Below are 23,545 nucleotides of genomic sequence, written 5' to 3'. Positions count from 1 at the left end.
CCGGAACCCGTAGCCGACGCCCATGACATACGCCGCCCTCAGCTTCAGCCTGCTCGTCGCCGCTCTTGTCGGCGGTGCGGCGCTGTACGGCGTCCGGGCGGCACGGCGCTGGCGCGTCGGCCGGCCGGCGGTGGTCGACTGGCGCGCCGGTTTGCTGGCGCTGCCGAAGCGCTATCTGGTCGACGTCCACCATGTGGTCGGCCGCGATCCCCATGCCGCGCGCATGCACGCGCTGGCCGCCGGCGGCCTGCTCGCCGGCTCGGCTCTGGCGCTTCTGGCGCTCATCCCACCCCTTGCCGGCTCGCGAATCCTCTGGGCGATCATCGCGGTCGCCTTCCTCGCGGCACTGGCGGGCGGCGCCCTGGTCGGCCGAAGACGCTACCCGCAGCGTCCGGCGCGATTGTCCGGCGGGCGCTTCCAGCTCCTGCCGCTGCTGCTCTGCGCCTACGGGGCCGGCGCGCTCATGGTGGCGCTGGATGCCGCGCTCGGCGGCATCGGCGGGCTCCTCGGCTGGCTCGGGCTGGCAGCGGCGGCCATCGGCGGCATCGGCCTGGTGCGGCAGATCGCCGACGGGCCGATGCGCCACGCGCTGGCCGGCGCGCTGCATCTCGCCGCCCATCCGCGGCCGGGACGTTTCGAGGGCGAGACCGCCACCGCTCTGATGCCCGCCGATCTCGAAGCCCCGCGCCTCGGCGTCGCCACGCCCGCCGATTTCGGCTGGAACCGGCTGCTCGGCTTCGATGCCTGCATCCAGTGCGGGCGCTGCGAGGTCGCCTGCCCGGCCTTCGCCGCCGGCCAGCCGCTGAACCCGAAGAAGCTGATCCAGGACCTCGCGGGCGCCTTCAAGCCGGGACCGCCCCCCGCCTATTCCGGCAGCCCCTATCCGCAGGCCCGGCCGGTTGCCGGAAAAGCCGGGCCGGAGCTTCCCATCGTCGGAGCCGGGGCGCTCATCCATCCCGACACGCTGTGGTCCTGCACCACCTGCCGCGCCTGCGTCGAGGAATGCCCGATGATGATCGAGCATGTCGATGCCATCGTCGACCTGCGCCGCTTCCAGACCATGGAACTCTCCGCCGTGCCGGCCGGCGCCATCGCGCCGCTTACCGAGTCCCGCTATGCCGAGGAGCCCGGCGGTCGACCGCTCGCCGCCCGCACCGATTTCGCCGCCGGCCTGCCCATGCCGCTGATCGCGGACGAGGGCTCCTGCGACGTGCTACTCTGGCTCGGCGCCGGCGCCTATGACCTGCGCCACGGCCGCACGCTGCGGGCGCTGGTGGTGCTGCTGCAGAAGGCCGGCGTCGACTACGCGGTGCTCGGGGCGGAGGAGCGCGATTGTGGCGATCTCGCCCGCCGGCTCGGCGACGAGGCGACCTTCGCCGATCTCGCCCGCGCCAATATCGCGACCTTGTCGCGGTATCGCTTCAGCCGCATCCTCACCGCCGACCCGCATGCGCTGCAGGTGCTGCGCAACGAATATCCGGCCTTCGGCGGGCACTATGAGGTCGTCCACCACTCGGCCTTCCTCGACGAACTGGCGGCACAGGAGCGACTCTCGCTCGCCGCGCCGGCGGAAGGCCGCCTCACCTATCACGATCCCTGCTATCTCGGCCGCTACAATGGCGAGACCGATGCCCCGCGCCGCCTGCTCGACCGGCTCGGTCTGGAGCGGGTGGAGATGGAGCGCCATGGCAGGCGCGCCATGTGCTGCGGCGGCGGGGGCGGCGCGCCAGTGAGCGACGTCGCCGGCGAGCGCCGCATCCCGGACCTGCGCATGGCGCAGGCACGCGCCACCGGCGCCACCACCCTCGCCGTCGCCTGCCCGCAATGCGCCGCCATGCTGGAGGGCGTCACCGGCGACATCGCCGTGGTGCGCGACCTCGCCGAGCTGGTGCTCGCCGCCGTCGAAGCGGCGCCCCGCCGCGTGCAGGAGGCGCCGCGATGAGCCGCCTGCGCCGAGACCCGCATGCGGAGTTGCGGGCGCGCCGCGTCGATGGCGGCGCCCGCGCGCGCTTCCGCTTTGACGCTGCGCCGACCTCCGGCCGCCTGCGGCGCGATCCGCGCCGGGAAATCGAGACGGCACGCGTTCCCTCGACCGCCCGCCTGCGGCTCGACCGTACCGGCAAGCCGCTGGCGGCGGAGGCGATGCCTGCACACGCCCCGGCGGCTCCAGCGGCTCCAGCGGCGCCAGCGGTCCGCGTGATCGACAACCCGGCCTATCTCGTCGCCGTGGTGCCGGATGCGCCGGGCGGCCGGCTCACCGTGCTCGACCGGCAGTTGCTCGGCGCCGCCCGCACCCTGGCCGATGCCGGAGGCGGCGCTACGCTCGCCCTGGTCGCCACCCCGGTCGATGGCATCGGCCCGGCCGGTGCCGACCGCGTCGTCGCGTTCGGCGCATCGGTGGGGCCAGATGCGTCGGCACGCGCGGCCGCCCTCGTCGCCATTCTGGCGGCCATCGCCCCACGCCATGTGCTGTTTCCCGAAAGCGCCGAGGGTGGCGACCTCGCCCGCCGGCTCGCGGCAAGGACCGGCGAAGACCTGTTCCCCGCTGTCGAGAGCGTGACGGCAAAAGCCGCCACCCGTGCCGCCGCCAATCGCCGGGTCGAACAGCGCGCCGTACCGCCGAAGCTGATCACGCTGGCGTCGGACGCCCATCTCCCGCATGCCGGTCCGGCGCACGAGGCGCGAAGCCTGCCCGTGCCGGACGTCGAGACGCTTTCCGGCGCCTCGGTTCTCAGCGTCGAGGACCTGCCGCTCGCTGCCGATGCGCTGCCGCTGGCGGAGGCCGATTTCGTCATGTCGGCGGGCAGCGGCGTCAACGATTTCGAGCTGTTCCGCGAACTCGCCCGCGCGCTCGGAGCGACGCCCGGCGCCAGCCGCATGGTATGCGACGCCGGGCTGATGCCGCGCGAGGCACAGGTCGGCGCCTCCGGCACGGTGCTGGAAGCCGCCTGCTATCTGGCTCTCGGCATATCCGGCGCTCCGCAGCACCTGCAGGGCATTGCCCGCTGCGAGCATGTGGTGGCGGTGAACACCGACCTGCACGCCGCCATGGTCGAGCGCGCCGGCCTCGCCATCATCGCCGACGCGCAGAAGGTGATGCCGGCGCTGATCGCGCTGCTGAAGGCGGAGGCGGAAGCATGAAGGCGCTGGTGCTGCTTTCCGAAGGTCGCCATCCGGTCTCCGGCCGGCCGGCACCGGCACCGACCGAGCTCCAGGCCATCGCCCTCGCGCACCGCCTGACCGAGAATGTCGCCGGCCTGCATGCCGGCACCGAGGCGGCGGCGCCTCGCGCCGCGCTCGGTCACGGCCTCGCCCGGCTCGCGCATCGGTACCTGCCCCCCGGCCACGACCCGGTGCCGAGCCTCGTCGCGGCGATCGGGGCCGAAACGCCGGATCTGCTGCTTGCCGGCCGGCGCGGCGGAGCCGGCGAGCAGACGGGCATGCTGCCCTACCGGCTCGCCGAGGCGCTTGGCTGGCCGATCGTCGCCAACGCCGTGGCGATGGCGGCGAGCGATGGCGTTCTGGAGGTGATCCAGGCACTGCCGAAGGGCGCGCGCCGGCGGTGGCGCGTGCGCCTGCCGGCTATCGTCACCGTGCATCCGGCAGCGCCGGCGGCACCGGCCTTCGCCCTCGGCCCGGCCCGTGCGGGGCGGATCGACGAAGCGCCGGGCCTCCCCGCCCCCATCGAGGCGATCGACCGTGAGGAGCGCCCCTATCGTCCGCGTCCGCGGCTGATCGCGTCGGCGGCGGCCGGCGCCAGCGCCGCCGAACGGCTCAGGGCGGCGACGCAGGCCGCCGGCGCCGGCGGCCGGGTGCTGGTCGATCCCGCACCCGAGGACGCCGCCCGCGCCATTCTCGACCATCTGCGCGCCATCGGCGTGCTCAAGCCGGCATCGAGCAGCTGAATCTCAGCGTTGAGCGTGCTGCCAGTCCGGCGCCTTGTAATAAGGCGCGTTGGAAGGAGCGAGCGCGGCCCGATCCAATATGTGATCCGCCGCCTTCTCCGCGAGCATGATGGTCGGCGCGTTGAGATTGCCGGTCGTGACCGACGGCATGATCGAGGAATCCACCACGCGCAGCCCCTCGACGCCGATCACCCGCGCCTTCGGGTCGACCACCGCCATCGGGTCTGACGCCGCGCCCATCTTGCAGGTGCAGGACGGGTGATAGGCGCTCTCCACCTTGTCGCGGATGAAGGCGTCGATGGCCTCGTCGTCAATCACCCCGGCACCCGGCTGGATCTCGCGTCCACGATAGGGATCGAACGCCTTCTGCGCGAAGATCTCGCGGGTGAGCCGCACGCAGGCGCGCATCTCCACCCAATCGTCCGGGTGGCTCATGTAGTTGAAGAAGATGCGCGGCTTGTCCACCGGATCGGCGGAGGCGAGCCGTACCCAGCCACGACTCTTGGAGCGCATCGGCCCGACATGGGCCTGGAAGCCGTGCTCAGAGGCGAGCCCCTGTCCGTCATAGGTCACGGCCAGCGGCAGGAAATGATACTGGATGTCGGGATAGGCGACGCCCGGCCGCGAGCGGATGAAGCCGCAGCTCTCGAAATGATTGGTGGCGCCGAGCCCATCCCTCTTCAGTATCCAGCGCAGGCCGATGCCGGCGCGCGCCATCAGCCCCATCGACGAATAGAGGGTGATCGGCTGTTTGCTGGCAACCTGGAAATAGAATTCGAGATGGTCCTGCAGGTTCTCCCCGACCCCCCGCCGGTCGGCGACCACATCGATGCCGAAACCGCGCAGTTCCTCCCCCGGCCCGACGCCGGAGAGCTTGAGCAATTGCGGCGAGTTGATCGGCCCACCGGCGAGAATGACCTCCCGCACCGCCCGCACCTTCCGGCGCTCGCCGCCGCGCTCATAGGCGACGCCGACCGCCCGCCGGCCCTCGAACACCACCCGCGTCACCCGCGCGTGGGTCTCGACCTTGAGGTTCGCCCGCTTCATGGCCGGGTGCAGATAGGCATTGGCGGCGGACCAGCGCACGCCGTCCTTCACCGTCATGTCCATGCGCCCGAAACCTTCCTGGCGCTCGCCGTTGACGTCGTCGGTGGCGGGATAGCCGGCCTGCTGCGCCGCCTCGACGAAGGCGCCATAGAGCGGATTGGCGAGCGTGCCGTAACGCGTGGCGAGCGGCCCCTCGCTGCCGCGATAGGCGTCGCCGCCCTCCTGCCGGCTCTCGGCACGGCGGAAATAGGGCAGCACGTCGGCATAGGACCAGCCCTGCGCGCCCTCATCCTGCCAGCGGTCGAAATCGGCAGGATTGCCGCGGATATAGACGAGGCCGTTGATCGAGGAGGAGCCACCGAGCACCTTGCCGCGCGGGCAATGCATGCGCCGCCCCCCGAGGCCGGGCTCCGGCTCGCTCTCATACGTCCAGTTGTAGCGCGGCATGTTCATCGGAATGGAGAGCGCGCTCGGCATCTGGATGAACATCGAGCGGTCCGAACCGCCGAATTCCAGCACCAGCACGCGGTTGCTCCCGTCGGCGGACAGCCGGTCGGCGAGCACGCAGCCGGCCGAGCCGGCGCCGACGATGACGTAGTCGAATTCCTCCATGGCGCCCGCCCTCAATAGGGTGCCTCGACCGGACCGAGATTGACGTAGACGCTCTTGAGCTGGGTGTAGTGCTCGATCGCCGCCTTGCCGTTCTCGCGGCCGAGGCCGGACTGCTTGACGCCGCCGAAAGGCAGCTCGATCGGCGTGATGTTGTAGCTGTTGATCCAGCAGGTGCCGGCCTCGAGCCTGGCGATCACCCGATGGGCGCGGGCGAGGTCGCGGGTGAACACCCCGGCCGCCAGGCCGAAGACGGTGTCGTTGGCGCGCGCGACCACCTCCTCTTCGCCCGCGAAGGACAAAACCGCCATGACCGGCCCGAAAATCTCCTCGCGCACGATCGCCATGTCGTCGCGACAGCCGTCGAATACCGTCGGCGCAACGAAGAATCCGCGGTCGAGGCCGTCTGACGTCACCCGATGGCCACCGGCCAGCAGCTTCGCCCCGGCAGCGCGGCCGCGGGCGATATAGGCGAGCACCTTCTCCATATGCGCCTGCGAGATCAGCGCGCCGACCTGCGTCGCCGGGTCCAGTGGATCGCCGACCACCATCTTCTCGACGCGCGCCAGCAGCTTCTCGATGAACGCCGCGCGCACGCTCTCATGCACGAAGACGCGGGTGCCGTTCGAACAGACTTCGCCGGCCGAATAGAAATTGGCCAGCAGCGCGCCGGAAACCGCATCGTCGAGATCGGCATCCTCGAACACGATGAGCGGCGACTTGCCGCCGAGCTCCAGCGTCACCTGCTTCAGCGTGGCGCTGGCATCGGCCATCACCTTCTTGCCGGTGCCGACCTCGCCGGTCAGCGAGACCTTGGCGATGGAAGGATGGCGGGTGAGCAGGCGGCCGGTATCGGCAAAGCCCTGCACGACGGTGAAGACGCCCTCCGGCACCCCGGCCTCGCGCATGATCTCGGCCAGCTTCACGGCAGTGAGCGGCGTCAGTTCGGCCGGCTTGAAGATCATCGCATTGCCGCAGGCGAGCGCCGGCGCCGATTTCCAGCAGGCGATCTGCAGCGGGTAGTTCCAGGCGCCGATGCCGGCGACGATCCCGAGCGGCTCGCGCCGCGTATAGCCGAAGGCACCGGGCCCGAGATCGACATGCTCGCCCGACAGGGTGGCGGCGAGGCCGGCATAATAGTCGAGGCAATCGGCGCCGGAGAGCACGTCGACGACGCTGGTCTCCTGGATCGGCTTGCCGGTGTCGAGCGTCTCCAGCCGCGCCAGTTCGTCGTTGCGGGCGCGCAGGATATCGGCGATGCGCCTGAGGATGCGCCCGCGCTCCGCCCCGGTCATCGCCGCCCAGACCTTCTGGCCTTTCCGCGCGGCGGCGACGGCGGCCTCGACTTCGGCTTCCCCGTCGATGGCGATCTCGGCGAGGACCTCGCCGGTCGCCGGATTGACGGTCTCGAAATGCGACGCCCGCCGCGCCGGCACCACGGAACCGTCGCCAGCCAGCGGGCGTGGGGCGGCGGCGATCTGCGCGTCGACGAAGGCCGAGGCGATGGCCCGCGCCGAGGCGGAATCGGTCTCGCCGGTCGCCGAGAGCGTCGAGCGCAGCCACAGGCCGTCGATCACCGCCGCCACCGCGATGGCGACGCGGTCGGCCTCCTCCTCGCGCACCAGCGGACGCACCGCATGGCGCAGATTGGAGCGCATGCGCGACTGATAGACCTTCTGCACCCGCCGCAGCCGCTCGGAGTGCAGCGCCTGCCCCCAGAAGGCCAGCCAGACGCTGCTGCTCGGCTGGCCGAATTCCTCTGGCGCCAGATTGGCCTCGATCACGGCCGCGACCCGCTCGCGCGGCGAGGCCGCCCCTGCGAGGCGCATGGCGGTGCCACGAGCGACGCGGGCGGCGAGGAAGCGCAGCGTCGCCTCCAGCAAACCATCCTTGTCGCCGAAATAATGGGCGACGAGACCCGGCGAAACGCCGGCACGGCCGGCGATCTGCGCCAATGTCGAAGCGTTGAAGCCGACCTCGGCAAGCGAATCGATGGTCGCTTCGATAAGCTGCTGGCGGCGGACCTCCTCGCTCTCGCGCCGCCGCGCGCCGCCGCCGGGCGCATCTTCCTGCCGGGAAGCGATATCCATGAGGTCGGCCTCCATCGCCAAGCGTATTGATCAACCATACAATAACCGAGCCGGATCGCGATGTCGAACCCCCGGCGCGCATCGGAGCAGCCATGGCGGCGAGGAAGCCGCCTGCCGGGAGAGCTGATGAAAATCCGTTCAACCACGATCTGTCGACGGCAAAAAATTACGCATGACAAGCACGCAAATTCGTTATTGAATTGTCATTCAAAAGAGCCGCAAGCGGCCGGGATGCAGAGACCACTCCTTCCAGCTACACTGCCGGAAGCAAGACGCTGGACACGTAAGCATGCCGCCCGCGCGCCAAAGCAGAGGGAACGCGGTACCACAGCAGCGGCAGGCCGTCGGATCGGCGCTTGACAAAAACGGGAACAGCGAACGATGCGCAGCCTTTCATATTTTGCGACCGCCCTTCTTGGTTTTACCGTTCTTGCCGCCCCGGCCACCTGGCAGGGCGCGCAGGCCGCCGAGCCGGCCGCCTGCAAGACGGTGAAATTCGCCGATGTCGGCTGGACCGACATCACCGCCACGACGGCAATCACCTCCGCGATCCTGGAGGCGCTCGGCTACACGCCCAAGACACAGGTCCTGGCAGTGCCGGTCACCTACAAGTCGATGCAGACCAAGGATATCGACGTCTTCCTCGGCAACTGGATGCCGACCATGGAAGCCGACCTGAAGCCTTATCGCGACGACAAGACCGTCGACGTCATCGGCGTCAATCTCGAAGGCGCGAAATACACGCTGGCGGTGCCGGCCTATCTCTATGACGAGGGGCTGAAGTCCTTCGCCGACATCGCCAAGTTCAAGGACAAGCTCGGCGGCAAGATCTACGGCATCGAGCCCGGCAATGACGGCAACCGGCTGATCCTCGACATGATCAAGGACGACAAGTTCGGGCTGAAGGGCTTCGACCTCGTCGAATCCAGCGAGCAGGGCATGCTGGCGCAGGTCGACCGCGCCACCAAGCGCAAGGAGGCGGTGGTGTTCCTCGGCTGGGAGCCCCACCCGATGAACTCCAAGTTCCCGATGAAGTATCTCGAGGGCGGCGACGACGTCTTCGGCCCGAACTATGGCGGCGCCACCGTCTACACCAACACCCGCGCGGGCTATGCCGCCGACTGCCCCAATGCCGGCGCGCTCGTCAAGAACCTGAAATTCTCCCTCGCCGACGAGAATGTGGTGATGGGCTACATCCTGTTCGATGCCATGGAGCCCGGCGCGGCCGCGACCAAGTGGCTGAAGGCCAACACCGCCACCTGGGAGCCCTGGCTCGCCGGCGTGACCACGATCGACGGAAAGCCGGCCGTGCCGGCGGTGAAGAAGAGCCTCGGGCTCTGACCGCCCTCGCGGCCCGTCGATCCAGCTTCGTCCGGCACGCCGGGCGAGGCGCCTTCGCCTTCATGTCCGGCTACGGCGCCTCCTCGCCGGAGCACGCCCGCAGAGCATCCACGGGAAAGCCCCCAAGGAGCAAGCGCCGATGTATGACTGGCTGACCGCGCACAAGATACCGCTCGGCCTGTGGCTGAAGAATGCCGTCGATCTGCTTACCCAGCACGGCCAGAGCGTCTTCGACTTCATCTCGCTGGTGCTCGGCGCGCTGATCGCGGGCCTCACCGGCGCGCTGCTCTTCGTGCCGCCGCTGCTGCTGATCGCGCTTTTCGGGCTGGCCGCCTGGCTGGTGCACCGCTCGGTCGGGCTGGTCGTGTTCATCGTCGGCGCGCTGCTGCTGGTCACCAATCTCGGCTACTGGCAGGCGACGATGGAGACGCTGTCGCTGGTGCTCTGCGCCACGCTGGTCTGTGTCGTGGTCGGCGTGCCGATCGGCATCGCCGCCGCCCACCGACCGTGGCTGTATTCGGCCATCCACCCGGTGCTCGACCTGATGCAGACGATCCCGACCTTCGTCTATCTCATCCCGACGCTGGTGCTGTTTGGACTCGGCGTGGTGCCGGGTCTGATCTCCACGGTGATCTTCGCCATTCCCGCGCCGATCCGGCTCACCCATCTCGGCATTTCCTCGGTGCCGACCAATCTCTACGAGGCCGGCAAGGCGTTCGGCGCCACCCCGACGCAGATGCTGCTGAAGATCGAGCTGCCCTATGCGCTGCCGACCATCATGGCCGGCATCACCCAGTGCATCATGCTCAGCCTGTCCATGGTGGTGATCGCCGCCCTGGTCGGTGCCGACGGACTCGGCAAGCCGGTGGTACGGGCGTTGAACTCGGTCAACATCGCCATGGGTTTCGAGGCCGGACTTGCCATCGTCGTGCTCGCCATCGTGCTCGACCGCGTCTGCAAGCGGCCGACGCACCGGCGCAAGGGCTAGGAGAAGCCGCATGCCCGCCGTCGAATTCCGCCATGTTGACATCGTGTTCGGCGCCGACCAGAAAGGCGCGCTGGCGCTGATCGACCAGGGGCGTACCCGCGACGAAATCCTCGGCAAGACCGGCGCGGTGCTCGGCGCCGCCGATGTCAACCTCGCCATCGAGCGCGGCGAGATCTGCGTGTTGATGGGCCTGTCCGGCTCCGGCAAGTCCACCATCCTGCGAGCGGTCAACCGGCTGAACGAGGTCGCCCGCGGCGAGGTGATCGTCGAGCATCGTGGCGAGTCGGTCGATGTCGCCCGCTGCAACGAGGCGACGCTGCGCGACCTGCGCATGCACACCGTCTCCATGGTGTTCCAGCAATTCGGCCTGCTGCCCTGGCGCACCGTGCGCGACAATGTCGGCTTCGGGCTGGAGTTGCGCGGCATGGGCGGCGCCGAGCGCAATCGCATCGTCGACGAGAAGCTGGCCATGGTCGGCCTCACCAACTGGGCGGAGAAATTCACCCATGAGCTCTCGGGCGGCATGCAGCAGCGAGTCGGGCTTGCCCGCGCCTTCGCCACCGACGCCGATATCCTGCTGATGGACGAGCCGTTCTCGGCGCTCGACCCGCTGATCCGCGACAAGCTGCAGGACGAACTGCTCGACCTGCAGCGGCGCATCCACAAGACCATCGTCTTCGTCAGCCACGATCTCGACGAGGCGCTGAAGCTCGGCAACCGCATCGCCATCATGGAAGGCGGGCGCATCGTGCAGGCCGGCACGGCGGAGGACATCCTGCTGCGGCCGGCCAATGCCTATGTGGCGGAATTCGTGAAGCACATGAATCCGCTCAACGTGCTGCGCGGCACCGCCGTCATGCGCCCGGCCGCCTCGCTGCCGCGCGACGGCACCAGCGTGATGCTCGATGGCACCGGCCGCATCCGCCTGCGCGTCGACGAGGAGAACCGTCCGGTGGGGCTGGATCTCGACGGGCGCGAGGGGCGCCTGGCGGTCGCCGATGGCGAAGCCGGCCATATCGATGCCGTGGCGGCGCGCGAATGCGACGGCATCGTCGCCCCGGTCGACCTCAAGCTGAAGGCGGCGATCGAGCTGAAGCAGCACACCACGCTGCCGATCTTCCTGGTCGACAATCTGGGGCGGCTCGCCGGCCTGTGCGACGACGACGAGATTTATCGCGGGCTGCTGCGCCGCATCGGCAACTGACCGCGCCGGGCGCGATCAGGCGGCGACGGCACCCACCGCCGCCACGACGTCGTTCACCACCGATTCGACGAGGTCGCGGTCGTCGCCCTCGCCCATGACGCGGATCACCGGCTCGGTGCCGGAGGGGCGGATGAGCAGGCGGCCGTGATTGACCAGCTTGAGCTCGGCCGCGGCGATCGCCTTCATCACGCTGTCGGCCTCCAGCGGCCGCCCGGCCTTGTAGCGCACATTCTTGAGGATCTGCGGCAAGGGGTCGAAACGGTGGCAAGCCTCCGAAACCGGGCGCCCCAGCCGCTGCACCACCGCCAGCACCTGCAGCGCCGCGACGAGGCCGTCGCCGGTGGTCGAATAGTCCGACAGGATGATGTGGCCGGACTGCTCGCCGCCGACATTGAAGCCATGGGCGCGCATATGCTCCAGCACATAGCGGTCGCCGACCGGCGTGCGCTCCAGTGACAGGCCCAGCGACTGGAAATGCCGCTCGAGTCCCAGGTTGGACATCACGGTGGCAACCACACCGTTGCGCGCCAGCCGCCCGTCGTCGCGGAAGCTCTCGGCCACCACCGCCATCAGCTGGTCGCCGTCGACCAGATGACCCTTCTCGTCGACGATCAGCACCCTGTCGGCGTCGCCGTCGAGCGCGATGCCGATATCGGCGCGCACTTCGCGCACCTTGGCCATCAGCGCTTCCGGCGAGGTCGAGCCGACCTCACGGTTGATGTTGAAGCCGTCCGGCTTGTCGCCGATGGTCACGACATCGCAGCCGAGTTCCCACAGCGTCTCCGGTGCGACGCGATAGGCGGCACCGTGGGCGCAGTCGACCACCACGCGGATGCCATCGAAGGACTGGTTGCGCGGCAGGGTGCGCTTGGCGAATTCGATATAGCGCGCATGCACGCTCTCGATGCGCTTGGCACGGCCGATCTTCATCGGCGCAGCCAGCCTCGCCGACATGTCGGCGCCGAGCAGTTCCTCGATCTCCGCCTCGATGGCGTCGGAGAGCTTGTAGCCATCCGGGCCGAACAGCTTGATGCCGTTGTCGTCGAACGGGTTGTGCGATGCCGAGATCATCACGCCGAGATCGGCGCGCATGGAGCGGGTGACCATGGCGACCGCCGGCGTCGGCATCGGGCCGAGCAGCAGCACGTCCATGCCGACCGAAGTGAAGCCGGCGACCAGCGCGTTCTCGATCATGTAGCCGGACAGGCGGGTATCCTTGCCGATCACCACCCGGTGGCGGTGCTCGCCGCGCTGGAATACCAGGCCCGCCGCCATGCCGACATGCAGGGCCAGTTCTGGAGTAATGACGCCGTTTGCCCGGCCGCGAATGCCGTCCGTGCCGAAATATTTGCGCGTCATTGAAAGTCTCCAGGCCTGTCGGTGCCGAACGGGCATGGCGCGCGTCCGTCAAAGAACGATGAAGGAATCGCCTTCGCGATCCCTCCACTGTTCCCATGTAGCATTCAACATGGCCCAAGAGGCTTCACAAAGTGTAAGCGTTCCTTTCGAGGACTAATACGGGCATTGCGGCGTCTTTCAGGCGTGTTCGGCCGCGGCGGCCGCCGCCGCGACTTCCTGCTCGGCTTCCTCTCGGCTGCGCACGCCGTTGAAGAAGGCATTGAGCAGCACGGCGACGATGGCGGCGAGCAGGATGCCGGACTCCAGCAGCGGATGCAGTTCATGCGGCAGCTGCTTGAAGAAGTTCGGCGCCACCAGCGGGATCATGCCGAAGCCAACCGAGATCGCCACGACATAGAGGTTGAAGCGATTGGTGCGGAAGTCGACATTGGCGAGGATACGGGCTCCCGTCGCCGCCACCATGCCGAACATGACGAGCCCGGCGCCACCCAGCACCACGACCGGCACCGATTCGACGATCGACGCCATCTTCGGCAGCAGGCCCAGCACCAGCATGATCCCGCCGCCCATTGCGGTGACATAGCGCGAGCGCACCCCGGTGACGCCGACGAGGCCGACATTCTGCGAGAAGGACGTATAGGGGAAGGTGTTGAAGAGGCCGCCGATCAGCGTGCCGGCACCATCGGCCCGAAGGCCCGCCGTGAGCGCGGCACGATCGATGGCACGGCCGGTCATGTCGCCCAGCGCCAGGAACATGCCGACCGATTCGATCATCACCACGATCATGACGAGGCACATGGTCAGCGCCGGGACGAGGTGGAAGGTCGGCATGCCGAAATGCAGCGGCATGACGATGTCGATCCACGGCGCCGCGACCACCTTGTCGAAGTTCATCGCACCGAGCAGGGTCGCCAGCGCGCAGCCGGCGACGATGCCGAGCAGCACCGCCACATTGGCGAGAAAGCCCTTGCCCCATTTGGTCAGCGCGAGAATGACCAGGAGCACGAACAGCGCGATGCCGAGCCCCGGCAGCTGGCCGTAGCTCGGGTTCGGGAAGCTGCCGGGCACGCCGTCGATCACCTTGGTCAGCGTCGGCAGGCCGCCGCCCGCCCAGTTGATGCCGACACGCATCAGCGAAACGCCGATCACCAGGATGATGGTGCCGGTCACCACCGGCGGGAACAGCGGCAGCAGCCGGCTGACAAAGGGCGCGACAAGGATGCCGAACAGGCCGGCGACGATCACCGAACCGTAGATGCCGAGCAGCCCGATCTCCGGCGCCGCCGCCATGGAGAGCATCGGCCCGACCGAGGCGAAGGTGACGCCCATCATCACCGGCAGCCTGATGCCGACGCCGCGAAAGCCGAGGCTCTGGATCAACGTGGCGATGCCGCAGGCGAACAGGTCGGCGCTGATCAGAAAGGCCACGTCCTCCGGTGGCAGCTTCAGCGCCCGCCCGATGATCAGCGGCACGGCGACGGCGCCGGCATACATGACCAGAACATGTTGGAGTCCGAGTGTCGCCAGACGCGGCCAGGGCAGCATCTCGTCGACGGGATGGACCTTGTCGGCCATGCCAGTTCTCCGCTTTCGTCGGCTTGCACGGTTGCATGCCGTTCCTGCGGAAATGGGATTCAATGATCATGCCATGACGGTGGGGCACCCGGCAGGGATCCCGAGGCATGGCGCCGGAGCCAACAAAAAACCCCGACGCGAGGCCGGGGTTTTTCATTCGGCATATGGCGCCGGGCTCACGCCTGCGGCTGCGGCTCCATGCCGGCATCCGGCCGCGGCGGCCGGTTCTTGCCGGCGCTCGGCACCACTGAGCCACGCACATTGGCGGGTTCCAGCGTGGTGTCGCGAACCGGCGCGTTGCCATCGAGAAGCCCGATGATCTCGTCGCCGGACAGCGTCTCATATTCCAGCAGGCCGCGAGCGAGCGCCTCGAGCTGGTCCTTGCTCTCCGTGAGGATCCGCGTCGCCTCGGCGTAGCCCTCGTCGACCAGGCGACGCACTTCGCTGTCGATGGTCTGCGCGGTGGCCTCCGAGACATTCTGCTGCCGCTGCATCGACATGCCGAGGAACACCTCGTCATTGTTCTCGCCATAGGCGACCTGGCCGAGCTTGTCGGAGAAACCCCAGCGCGTGACCATCATGCGGGCGAGGCGAGTGGCCTGCTCGATGTCGGAGGCGGCACCGGAGGTGACCTTGTCGTGGCCGAAGATCAGCTCTTCCGCCACGCGCCCGCCCATCATGATGGCGAGGCGCGAGGTCATCTGCTCATAGGACATGCTGAGCTTGTCCCGTTCGGGCAACTGCATGACCATGCCGAGCGCACGGCCGCGCGGAATGATGGTCGCCTTATGCACCGGGTCGGTCGCCGGGACTTTCAGCGCGACGATGGCATGGCCGCCTTCGTGATAGGCGGTCAGCATCTTCTCGTCCTCGGTCATGACCAGCGAGCGGCGCTCCGCTCCCATCATCACCTTGTCCTTGGCGTCCTCGAAGTCGCTCATCGTCACCATGCGCTTGTTGCGCCGGGCAGCCATGAGGGCGGCTTCGTTGCACAGGTTGGCGAGGTCGGCACCCGAGAAGCCGGGGGTGCCGCGGGCGATCACCTTGAGATTCACGTCCGGCGCCACCGGAATCTTGCGGGCATGCACCTTCAGGATCTGCTCGCGGCCGACCACGTCGGGGTTCGGCACGATGACCTGGCGGTCGAAGCGGCCGGGACGCAGCAGCGCCGGGTCGAGCACGTCCGGGCGGTTGGTGGCGGCGATGAGGATGATGCCCTCATTCGCCTCGAAACCGTCCATCTCGACCAGCAGCTGGTTGAGGGTCTGCTCGCGCTCGTCATTGCCGCCGCCGAGGCCGGCGCCGCGATGACGGCCCACCGCATCGATTTCGTCGATGAAGATGATGCAGGGCGCGTTCTTCTTGGCCTGCTCGAACATGTCGCGCACGCGGCTGGCGCCGACGCCGACGAACATCTCGACGAAGTCCGAACCGGAAATGGTGAAGAACGGCACGTTCGCCTCGCCGGCGATGGCGCGGGCGAGCAGGGTCTTGCCGGTGCCCGGCGGGCCGACCAGCAGCACGCCGCGCGGAATGCGCCCGCCGAGCCGCTGGAACTTCTGCGGGTCGCGCAGGAATTCCACGATCTCGGTGAGGTCGCTCTTGGCCTCATCGATGCCGGCGACGTCCTCGAAGGTGACGCGGCCATGCGCCTCGGTCAGCAGCTTGGCGCGGCTCTTGCCGAAGCCCATGGCCTTGCCGCCGGCACCCTGCATCTGGCGCGACAGGAAGATCCACACGCCGATCAGCGCGATGAACGGCAGCCAGGAGATCAGCAGGCTCACGAACCACGGGACATTGTCGGTCAGCGGCTTGGCGGTGATCGACACGCCCTTGCCGTACAGGCGCTGCACCAGCGACGGATCGTTCGGCGAATAGGTCTGGAACGTGCGGCCATCGGTGAAGGAGCCGGTGATCTCCGGTCCCTGGATGACGACGTCGCGCACGCGGCCCTGATCTACCTCATTGAGGAGCTGGGAGAAGCTTACGTCGTTCGCGGCCTGACGCTGCGCCGGATTCTGGAACAGCGAGAATAGCGCCAGCAGCAGGAGAACGATGATCACCCAGAGGGCGAAATTCCGAATATTGGCGTTCATCATGGTCCTTTCGGCGTCGGGCGTTACCGACGCTGGGTGCCGCCGGCGCTGGCGGCCCTCCCTTTTCGCACAGTAATTTAGGTCCCGCCTTGATCCTTGCCAAGATGCAGTGCCGAAACCTTCTCCGCCACGGCATGCAAATTCGCGTCAGCGGCCCCTCCGCGGGGTCGGCGGGCGGGTGCGCGCGCGATTTCCAGCGTCCGACCACGAATCCGCACGAGGGCGCCCGCCAACGTGCGTGCGCCGCTCGCATTGGCGCGAATCCATCCGTCGAGCACCTCGAGCTTGCCGAGTTCCGGCTCGCCTTCTGTAGCAAAACGCCGGATCGAGCAGTCGAGCAGCCGCAGGGCGATTTCTTCCGGCAGGGCGAGAAACGCCGCCCGCTCCATCCTTACGCCGCCCGACGCGACCGTTTCGACGAGACGTTGGGCCGAATCGACGCCCGCCTCCAGCGCCGCGTCGGCGCGCGCCGCACGTTCGGCGAAGCGCGCCAGCCGCTCGGCGCCGAGCCCTTCCCGCTCCAGCAGCGGCAGAAGCGTGCGCAACCGGGCGCGGGCGAAGCGCAGATCATGGTTGGACGGGTCCTCGACGAAGGCGACGCCGGCTCGCCGGCATACGGCGATCAACCCGTCCTTGCGCACGCCCAATAGCGGGCGCAACAGCGCGACGCCGTCCGCCTGCCGTTCCGCCGGCATGCCCGCGAGCCCGGAAAGCCCGGAACCGCGCATCAGGCGGAACAGCACGGTCTCCGCCTGATCGTCGCACGTATGGGCGGTGGCGATCGCGGTGGCGCCGATCGTCTGCGCATGGCGCGCCAGCACCGCGTAGCGCGCCTCGCGGGCCGCTTCCTGCACGCCGCTCGCCGAAAGCGGCGCGTCGAGAGCCAGCACCGCGTGCGGCAGGCCAAGGCGAGCCGCCGTGACGCCGACCGCCGCCGCCTCGTCCGCCGCCTCCGGCCTCAGGCCATGATCGACGCTGGCCACATGAAGCGCCGGCCCCTCGGGCACGCCGCTCCGCCATTGCCGCGCCAGCAGCATGAGCGCCGTGGAATCCGGGCCGCCGGAAACTGCCAGCAGCACCGAGCCATGGGCAAGGAAGGCAGCGAATAGACGCTGGAGCGGCTCGGCGCCCCATTCGGTGTCGAAGGGAATGCGATCGCCGGGCCCGCCGTCAGCAGCCGGCACGCTTCTGCTCACGCTCCACTCCCTGCTTGATGGAGGCGGAAGCCCGCGGATATTTGTTGTTGACCGCATTGAGCGTCGCGCAGGCGGCGTCCTTCTCGCCGATGGCGGCAAGCGACTGGCCGAGACGGAGCAGCGCATCCGGCGCCTTCACCGCGTTGGGATAGTCGGCCGACACCTTCAGAAAGCTCTGCGCCGCCTCCTTGTAGGACTGGCGGGAGTAATCCGCCTCGCCGAGGCCGTAATAGGCATCCGGCACCAGCCGGTCATTGGGATATTGCTGCAGGAAAGCGCGGAAGGTCTGCGAGGCGAGCGGATAGTCCTGCCGCTGCAGGTAGCCGACGCCGAGGTCGTAGAGATCCTTCGGCGTGCCGGAGGGCGGCAAGGTCGCCACCGCCGCGCCGCCGGCGGCCGCACCGGCGAGCGTGCCGATATCCATCGGCGCGCCGGCCGCGCCCGGCGCCGAAGACGGGGTGGTGCCGAGCGGACGCGGCGCGCCCGGCGCCGCCGGCTGCTGCGAAGGATCGAAGGCGTCGGACCGCCGGGCGGGTTGTCCCGGTGCCGACGGCGACGAAGCCCCGGCGGGGTCGGCGGCCGGCGCCCGCGGCGCGGCGCCTCCGCCCACGCGCATGTCAATTTCGTCCTGCAGACGCTTCACCTGCGCTTCGAGCTGCTGGTTGCGGAACTGCAACTGCTCGATCATGCCGGTCATCTGCCGCAGCTGGTTCTCGATGCGATCCAGGCGCGTGGTGGTGCTGTCATCTTCGACCTGGACCGGCGGGTTGCTCGTCGCCGGAGCACCGGAGCGCACCTGACCGGGCGGCTTGAAGAGATTGCCGAAGAAATTGTTGTCGGTCTGCGCGAAGGCTGTGTTGACGGCTGGCACGGCCATCACGAAAGCGACGACGGCGAGAATGGCGGACGGGCGCGCGGAAAAAGCGATCATGGCGAACGGTACGGGCCTCAATGACAAGCGGCGCGGGTCAAGGGCGCAGCGCCGGATCCATTTGAACATACGGGCTCGATCACGTCCAAAGTTTGACCTGCCGAGCCCGTATGCCGCAAAGAAAAACCCGGCCGGGGCATGGCCTCGGCCGGGTTTGGAAGACGTCGCGAAGTAAGGCCTTTACGACCCCGTCGCGTTCAGCACGGTGACGGCGCGCCGATTCTGCGACCAGCAGGAAATGTCGTTGCAAACCGCCACCGGTCGCTCCTTGCCATAGGAGATGGTGCGCATGCGGTTGGCATCGATGCCGCGGCTCGCGAGATAGTCGCGCACGCTCTGGGCGCGTCGCGCGCCAAGGGCGATGTTGTATTCGCGGGTGCCGCGCTCGTCCGCATGGCCTTCGATGGTGAAGGTATAGCGGGCGTACTGGGTCAGCCACTGCGCCTGCTTATCCAGCGTGGCACGCGCCTGCGGCGACAGGTCGGTCTGATCGCTCTCGAAGAACACACGATCGCCGACCGAAACGATGAATTCCTGCGCACTGCCCGGAGGGGCGGAGCCGAGCTGGCCCATGCCGGCACCCTGTCCGTCCATCGGGTTCTTGGCGCAGGCCGCCGCGAGCATCGCGAGGCCGACGACAAGGGCGATACGCGCCCCGCCGAATTGGCGCAACATACGGATCATTCCGCTCAACTCCTGTATTCCCATGACCGGGACGACCCGATCTAGCACTCATCTGGTTAATCGAAGGTTCCGTCAACCTTTACGAAACCTTAATCGAAGTGACGATTTTAAACGGATCGCCGAAACCGCTCATTATGGTTGACCAAGTCTTAACGGCCGCGCCTCACGAGCGCAGCGGCGACCAGGCCGGGTCGGAAGCGTAGCTCGGAGTCGGAATCCGCTGCTCGTTATAGCCGGTGATGTCGACCGAATAGAGCTGCGGCCCCGCCGCCCCGCCCGGATCGCGGAAGAACATGATCACCCGCCCGTTGGGTGCGAAGGTCGGGCCTTCATTGTGATAGCCTTCGGTCAGGATGCGCTCGCCCGAGCCGTCCGGCCGCATGATGCCGATGGCGAAGCGTCCCTGCGCCTGCTTGGTGAAGGCGATGACATCGCCGCGCGGCGACCAGACCGGCGTCGAATAGCGCCCGTCGCCGAACGAGATGCGGCGCTGGTTCGACCCATCCGGGTTCATCACGTAGACCTGCGAGGTGCCGCCGCGGTCGCTCTCGAAGGTGATCTGGGTGCCGTCCGGCGAATAGCAGGGCGCGGTGTCGATCGCGGCGGTGTCGGTGAGGCGGGTGGTCGCCTTGGAGCGCAGGTCCATCACGAAGATGTTGGAATTGCCGCCCTGCTGCAGCGACAGGATCACCCGCTGCCCGTCCGGCGCGAAGCGCGGCGAGAAGCTCATATTGGGGAAATTGCCGACCACCTCGCGCTGGCCGTTCTCGATATTGAGCAGATAGACGCGCGGCTCGCCGGCACCATAGCTCATATAGGTGATTTCCTGGCTCGTCGGCGAGAAGCGCGGCGTCAGCACGAGGTCGTCGCCGCGTGTGAGATAGGTCACGTTGGCGCCGTCCTGGTCCATGATGGCGAGGCGCTTGATGCGCTTTTCCTTCGGGCCGCTCTCGTCGACGAAGACGATGCGGGTGTCGAAATAGCCCTTCTCGCCGGTCAGGCGCTCATAGATGGCGTCGGCGATGATGTGGGCGACGCGACGCCAGTTCTCCGGCTGGGTGAAATATTGCTGGCCGATGAGCTGCTGGCCGGCGAACACGTCCCACAGGCGGAACTCCGCCTTCACCCGCCCATCCGGCTGGCGGGTCATGCGGCCGGTGACGAGGGCCTGCGAATTGATCACCCGCCAATCCTGGAAGCGCGGCGAGGCGTCGGGATTGGTGATCTTCTCGACGAAGGCGGCCGGGTCGAGCGGCGCGAACAGCCCGGAACGGCGCAGGTCGGCGGAGATGATCTGGGTGACGCCCCTGCCGGCCTCGGCGTCCTGCGGGCTGCCGCCGCCGACGAAATCGGTGATGGCGATCGGCAGCGGCTGGGGGGTGCCCTGCGTGACGTCGAGGCGCAGAACCGCGTTGGCGGGACGGGCCAGCAGACCGGCGCCCGCCAGCGCGCCCGCCCCGGCGAGAAGGGTGCGACGGCCGATGGGAAGGCCCGAGGGACCGAGAATGTTCTGCGTCATGACCAATGTCTCAAGAGCGGAGGATCGATCAGCCGCGCACCATGTCGCGGGGATCGAAGGTGATCTCGATGTCCTTCCACGCCTCGTATTTGGCGGGGGAGAGCATGTCAAAAGGCTGGCCACGGAAAATCGCGCGGATCGCGCTGTCGCGGGCCGTCATGAAGAACGGACTGGAGCCCGACGACACCACCATGGGCGGCCCGTTCAGCGTGCCATCCTGGTTGAGGCGGATGCGCACGGTGACGATCAGCTCCTGCGGATTGGCGGCGCCCGCCGGCGGGTTCCACAGCGACATCAGCCGCGCGCGCAGCGCGTCGAGCTCGGTCTGCGACAGCATGGCGGCGGTGCCGGCCGTCGCGCCGAGCGAGGTCGTGTGGTTGATCGACTCGCCGAGCGCGGCCATGCGGCTCGGATCGCGCTTGTCGAGCAGCGCGGCGATCTGGTTGGCGTCGAACTTGCGGTTGTCCTGCTCCTTGGGCGGCGCCTGCACCACCTTCGGCGGAATGTCCTTCGGCTTCTTCGGCGGAGACGGGGTCGGCGTGGCCTGGGCGGTCTGCTCGGGCTTCGGCTCGTCCTTCTTCGCTTCCGGCGGCTTGGCCGCCAGCGATTCGGCGTCCTTCGGCGGCGCCGGTTCCGGCTTTGCCTGCGCCTGGGCGGCGGGAGGCTTGGGTTCCGGCGGCTTGGCCTGCGCCTGCGCAGGGGTAGGCACCGGCTCGGGCTTGGCCTGCGGCGGGGGAGGAGGCGGCGGAGGCGGAGGCTCGTTGGCGGCCTTCACCTCGGGCTTCTCCGTCACCTTGGCCTCGAGATTCTCGGCCGGCTTCGGCTTGTCGACCTTCTCGACCACCGGCTTGGGCGCCTGCGCCTTCGGGGCATCCTTCTTGCCGGCCATCATCTTCGTCATCTCCGCGTCGGAGATGATGTCGATCGGCATCGATTCCTGCGGCGGCGAATCGAACGTACGCGGCGACGCGAAGGAAACGGCCATGAAGCCGATGATGCCGATGTGAAGGGCGGCCGAGGAGACGAGACCCGCGCGCATGACGCTCAGTTCCCCTGCTCGACTTCGGACACGAGAGCGACGCGCTTGAAGCCGGCGCCGGACAGGCGGCCCATCACCTTCATCACCGCGCCGTAGTCGACGGTCTTGTCGCCGCGCACGAAGATGCGCTCGTCATAGCCGGCCTTGGCGATCGCCTGCAGCTTCGGCACCAGCTCGTCGACCGGAATTTCGCCGTCCTGCAGGAAGATCTTGCCCTGGTTGTTGATGGAGATCACCAGCGGCTCGCGATCCTGCGAAACCGCCTGCGCCTGCGTCTGCGGCAGGTCGAGCGGCACGCCCACGGTGAGCATCGGCGCGGCGACCATGAAGATGATCAGCAGCACCAGCATCACGTCGACCATCGGCGTGACGTTGATCTCGGCCATCACGGCGCCGCCGCCGCGACGACGCGAGCGCCGCGACTGCCAACCTCCGCCCCCGCCTCCCGACATACCCATCCGCGTCAGCCCCGTTCATCGATCTGGCGCGACAGGATGGCGGAGAACTCATCCGCAAAACCCTCCAGCCGCAGCGCCAAGCGGTTCACCTGTGACACGAACTTGTTGTAGAAAATCGTCGCCGGGATGGCGGCGATAAGGCCAATTGCCGTTGCGAAAAGGGCTTCTGCGATGCCCGGCGCCACCACGGCGAGGCTGGTGTTCTTCGAGGCGGCAATCGACTGGAAGGCAGTCATGATGCCCCACACCGTGCCGAACAGACCGATGAAGGGACCGGCCGAACCGACCGTTGCCAGCACCAGCAGCCGCGCCTCCAGCCGCTCGACCTCACGGGCGATGGTGACGTCCATCACCTTTTCCAGCCGCTGCGTCAGCCCGGCGAACGAGCGCGCACCGCCTTCATAGGAACGCTTCCACTCGCGCATCGCGGCGACGAAGATCGCCGCCATGGCGTGGTTCGGCCGCGAGGACAGCGACCGGTAGAGCTCCTCGAGGCTCTGGCCGGACCAGAAGGTCTGCTCGAAGCGGTCCATCTGCCGCTTCATGCGGCCGAACAGGATGGTCTTGTCGATGATGATCGCCCAGACCCAGACGGAGGCGAGCACGAGACCCGCCATGACAAGCTTGACGACGAAATGTGCCTGAAGGAACAGCCCGATCAGCGAAAGATCGGCGCTCGGAGCGGCCATGGCCGTTTGCGCCACGTCAGCAGGGTTCATGTGATCTCAACCTCAAGCACCAGAGCCCGCCCGCCCTTCGGACGGCCGGTACGCATGACGCGACGACGTCACGGCGGCTTAATCAACGCAAATGGACACCCCCGGCGAGAACCAGGTCTTCCGTTCCACTTGCGGCCCCTGTTCGGCGTGGAATCCGCCGAAACTTGGGCGCGCGACGTCTCACGCTGCGATCATTAAGCGCTTGCTAGGGTTAATGTTGCGTTAGCGTTGCGGCATCGCAACACCAATCCGCTCATGCCGACGGCGCCTCGCCTTGCGCCGCGCGCATGGCGGCGCGCAGCGAATCGGGAATCCGACGGGCGCGGCCCTGCGAGACGAAAGCCACCTTCACCCGCCCCTCGACCAGCAGTTCGCCGCCGCGCATCACCTTTTGCAGCAGGGTGATCGAGGCGCCGGCAACCTCGACCGGGCTGGTATGGATTTCCAGAACGTCGTCGATGCGGGCGGAACGCAGGAAATCGAGCGCTATCGAGCGCACCACGAAGGCGAAGCCGGGCGCTTCCGCCATCGCCTCGCCGAACAGCTCGCCCTGCACCACGCCGATGAGGCGCAAATGGTCGGAGCGGGCCCGTTCCATGAATTTCAGATAATTGGCGTGGTAGACGATGCCGGAGAAATCAGTGTCTTCGTAATAGACGCGCACCGGCAGCACATGGCCGCCCGGCACCAGACGGCCGGCGAGGTGGAGGAACGGGTCGGAGGCGAAATCGGGGAGGTCCATGCCCCCTCATAGACGAGACCGCGCCCCTTGTGAACAAAGGGCG

Annotated in this window: 19 protein-coding genes; 6 read left to right on the top strand and 13 right to left on the bottom strand. The window is 68.1% G+C overall.

Translation table 11 applies throughout. The features are described from left to right. The first annotated feature begins 22 nt into the window (after positions 1-22). Genes AC1RU4_RS03040 through AC1RU4_RS03030 form a run of 3 tightly spaced genes read left to right on the top strand, consistent with a single transcriptional unit; the run spans position 23 to position 3,905 of the window. Positions 23-1,942: a DUF3483 domain-containing protein gene (locus AC1RU4_RS03040; protein WP_492889535.1), complete on the top strand. Its 1,920-nt coding sequence runs from the start codon at positions 23-25 to the stop codon at positions 1,940-1,942. Then, a complete protein-coding gene (locus AC1RU4_RS03035) occupies positions 1,939-3,141 on the top strand; it encodes an electron transfer flavoprotein subunit alpha/FixB family protein (protein WP_492889534.1) in 1,203 nt (400 codons plus the stop codon). Before AC1RU4_RS03040 ends, AC1RU4_RS03035 begins: the two co-directional genes overlap by 4 nt. Then, the gene (locus AC1RU4_RS03030) at positions 3,138-3,905 is read left to right on the top strand and encodes an electron transfer flavoprotein subunit beta (protein ID WP_492889533.1); all 768 of its coding nucleotides are present in this window, start codon (positions 3,138-3,140) and stop codon (positions 3,903-3,905) included. The genes AC1RU4_RS03035 and AC1RU4_RS03030 overlap by 4 nt, the downstream gene beginning before the upstream one ends. A 3-nt stretch (positions 3,906-3,908) precedes the next feature. Here the strand turns inward: AC1RU4_RS03030 and betA are convergent, their stop codons facing one another. Together betA and betB are read right to left on the bottom strand one after the other, a co-directional pair. Continuing rightward, a complete protein-coding gene (betA, locus tag AC1RU4_RS03025; protein WP_492889532.1) occupies positions 3,909-5,564 on the bottom strand; it encodes a choline dehydrogenase in 1,656 nt (551 codons plus the stop codon). A gap of 11 nt (positions 5,565-5,575) precedes the next feature. Further along, positions 5,576-7,651, bottom strand: coding sequence for a betaine-aldehyde dehydrogenase (betB, locus tag AC1RU4_RS03020; RefSeq protein ID WP_492889531.1), 2,076 nt, complete (start codon positions 7,649-7,651; stop codon positions 5,576-5,578). Between the two features lie 381 nt (positions 7,652-8,032). Here betB and AC1RU4_RS03015 point away from each other — a divergent pair, with 381 nt between their 5' ends. The 3 genes from AC1RU4_RS03015 (at position 8,033) to choV (ending at position 11,184) form a co-directional block, all read left to right on the top strand. Then, positions 8,033-8,992 carry a choline ABC transporter substrate-binding protein gene (locus AC1RU4_RS03015; protein WP_492889530.1) on the top strand — a complete coding sequence of 320 codons (960 nt, stop codon included), beginning with the start codon at positions 8,033-8,035 and terminating at the stop codon, positions 8,990-8,992. A 139-nt stretch (positions 8,993-9,131) separates the two neighbouring features. Next, positions 9,132-9,980: a choline ABC transporter permease subunit gene (gene choW / locus AC1RU4_RS03010; protein WP_492889529.1), complete on the top strand. Its 849-nt coding sequence runs from the start codon at positions 9,132-9,134 to the stop codon at positions 9,978-9,980. A 10-nt stretch (positions 9,981-9,990) separates the two neighbouring features. After that, entirely contained in the window at positions 9,991-11,184 is a 1,194-nt protein-coding gene (gene choV / locus AC1RU4_RS03005) for a choline ABC transporter ATP-binding protein (protein ID WP_492889528.1), read from the top strand. 15 nt (positions 11,185-11,199) lie between these two features. Here choV and glmM read toward each other — a convergent pair whose 3' ends face one another. From glmM to ybgC, 11 genes are all read right to left on the bottom strand, one after another. Continuing rightward, a complete protein-coding gene (gene glmM / locus AC1RU4_RS03000; protein ID WP_492889527.1) occupies positions 11,200-12,543 on the bottom strand; it encodes a phosphoglucosamine mutase in 1,344 nt (447 codons plus the stop codon). 177 nt (positions 12,544-12,720) lie between these two features. Beyond that, the gene (locus tag AC1RU4_RS02995) at positions 12,721-14,118 is read right to left on the bottom strand and encodes a nucleobase:cation symporter-2 family protein (RefSeq protein WP_492889525.1); all 1,398 of its coding nucleotides are present in this window, start codon (positions 14,116-14,118) and stop codon (positions 12,721-12,723) included. A 176-nt stretch (positions 14,119-14,294) separates the two neighbouring features. Continuing rightward, on the bottom strand, positions 14,295-16,214 hold the full coding sequence (ftsH, locus tag AC1RU4_RS02990) for an ATP-dependent zinc metalloprotease FtsH (RefSeq protein ID WP_492889766.1): 1,920 nt from the start codon (positions 16,212-16,214) through the stop codon (positions 14,295-14,297). A 77-nt stretch (positions 16,215-16,291) separates the two neighbouring features. Continuing rightward, positions 16,292-17,467 carry a tRNA lysidine(34) synthetase TilS gene (gene tilS, locus AC1RU4_RS02985; RefSeq protein WP_492889765.1) on the bottom strand — a complete coding sequence of 392 codons (1,176 nt, stop codon included), beginning with the start codon at positions 17,465-17,467 and terminating at the stop codon, positions 16,292-16,294. Continuing rightward, positions 17,385-18,341, bottom strand: coding sequence for a tol-pal system protein YbgF (ybgF, locus tag AC1RU4_RS02980; RefSeq protein WP_492889524.1), 957 nt, complete (start codon positions 18,339-18,341; stop codon positions 17,385-17,387). Before ybgF ends, tilS begins: the two co-directional genes overlap by 83 nt. A gap of 180 nt (positions 18,342-18,521) precedes the next feature. Continuing rightward, on the bottom strand, positions 18,522-19,016 hold the full coding sequence (pal, locus tag AC1RU4_RS02975) for a peptidoglycan-associated lipoprotein Pal (RefSeq protein ID WP_492889764.1): 495 nt from the start codon (positions 19,014-19,016) through the stop codon (positions 18,522-18,524). Between the two features lie 172 nt (positions 19,017-19,188). Continuing rightward, positions 19,189-20,544, bottom strand: coding sequence for a Tol-Pal system beta propeller repeat protein TolB (gene tolB / locus AC1RU4_RS02970; RefSeq protein ID WP_492889523.1), 1,356 nt, complete (start codon positions 20,542-20,544; stop codon positions 19,189-19,191). A gap of 28 nt (positions 20,545-20,572) precedes the next feature. Continuing rightward, a complete protein-coding gene (gene tolA / locus AC1RU4_RS02965) occupies positions 20,573-21,583 on the bottom strand; it encodes a cell envelope integrity protein TolA (protein ID WP_492889522.1) in 1,011 nt (336 codons plus the stop codon). Between the two features lie 5 nt (positions 21,584-21,588). After that, positions 21,589-22,041: a protein TolR gene (gene tolR / locus AC1RU4_RS02960; RefSeq protein WP_492889521.1), complete on the bottom strand. Its 453-nt coding sequence runs from the start codon at positions 22,039-22,041 to the stop codon at positions 21,589-21,591. Positions 22,042-22,046: 5 nt separating this feature from the next. Beyond that, positions 22,047-22,760 carry a protein TolQ gene (tolQ, locus tag AC1RU4_RS02955; protein WP_492889520.1) on the bottom strand — a complete coding sequence of 238 codons (714 nt, stop codon included), beginning with the start codon at positions 22,758-22,760 and terminating at the stop codon, positions 22,047-22,049. A 253-nt stretch (positions 22,761-23,013) separates the two neighbouring features. Next, positions 23,014-23,502 carry a tol-pal system-associated acyl-CoA thioesterase gene (gene ybgC / locus AC1RU4_RS02950; RefSeq protein WP_492889519.1) on the bottom strand — a complete coding sequence of 163 codons (489 nt, stop codon included), beginning with the start codon at positions 23,500-23,502 and terminating at the stop codon, positions 23,014-23,016. Positions 23,503-23,545: the final 43 nt, after the last annotated feature.

The organism is Ancylobacter sp. GW821-FHT10E12, assembly GCF_058809335.1.
Note: the sequence above shows the minus strand (reverse complement) of the source record. Positions and strands in the feature narration are given on the sequence as shown.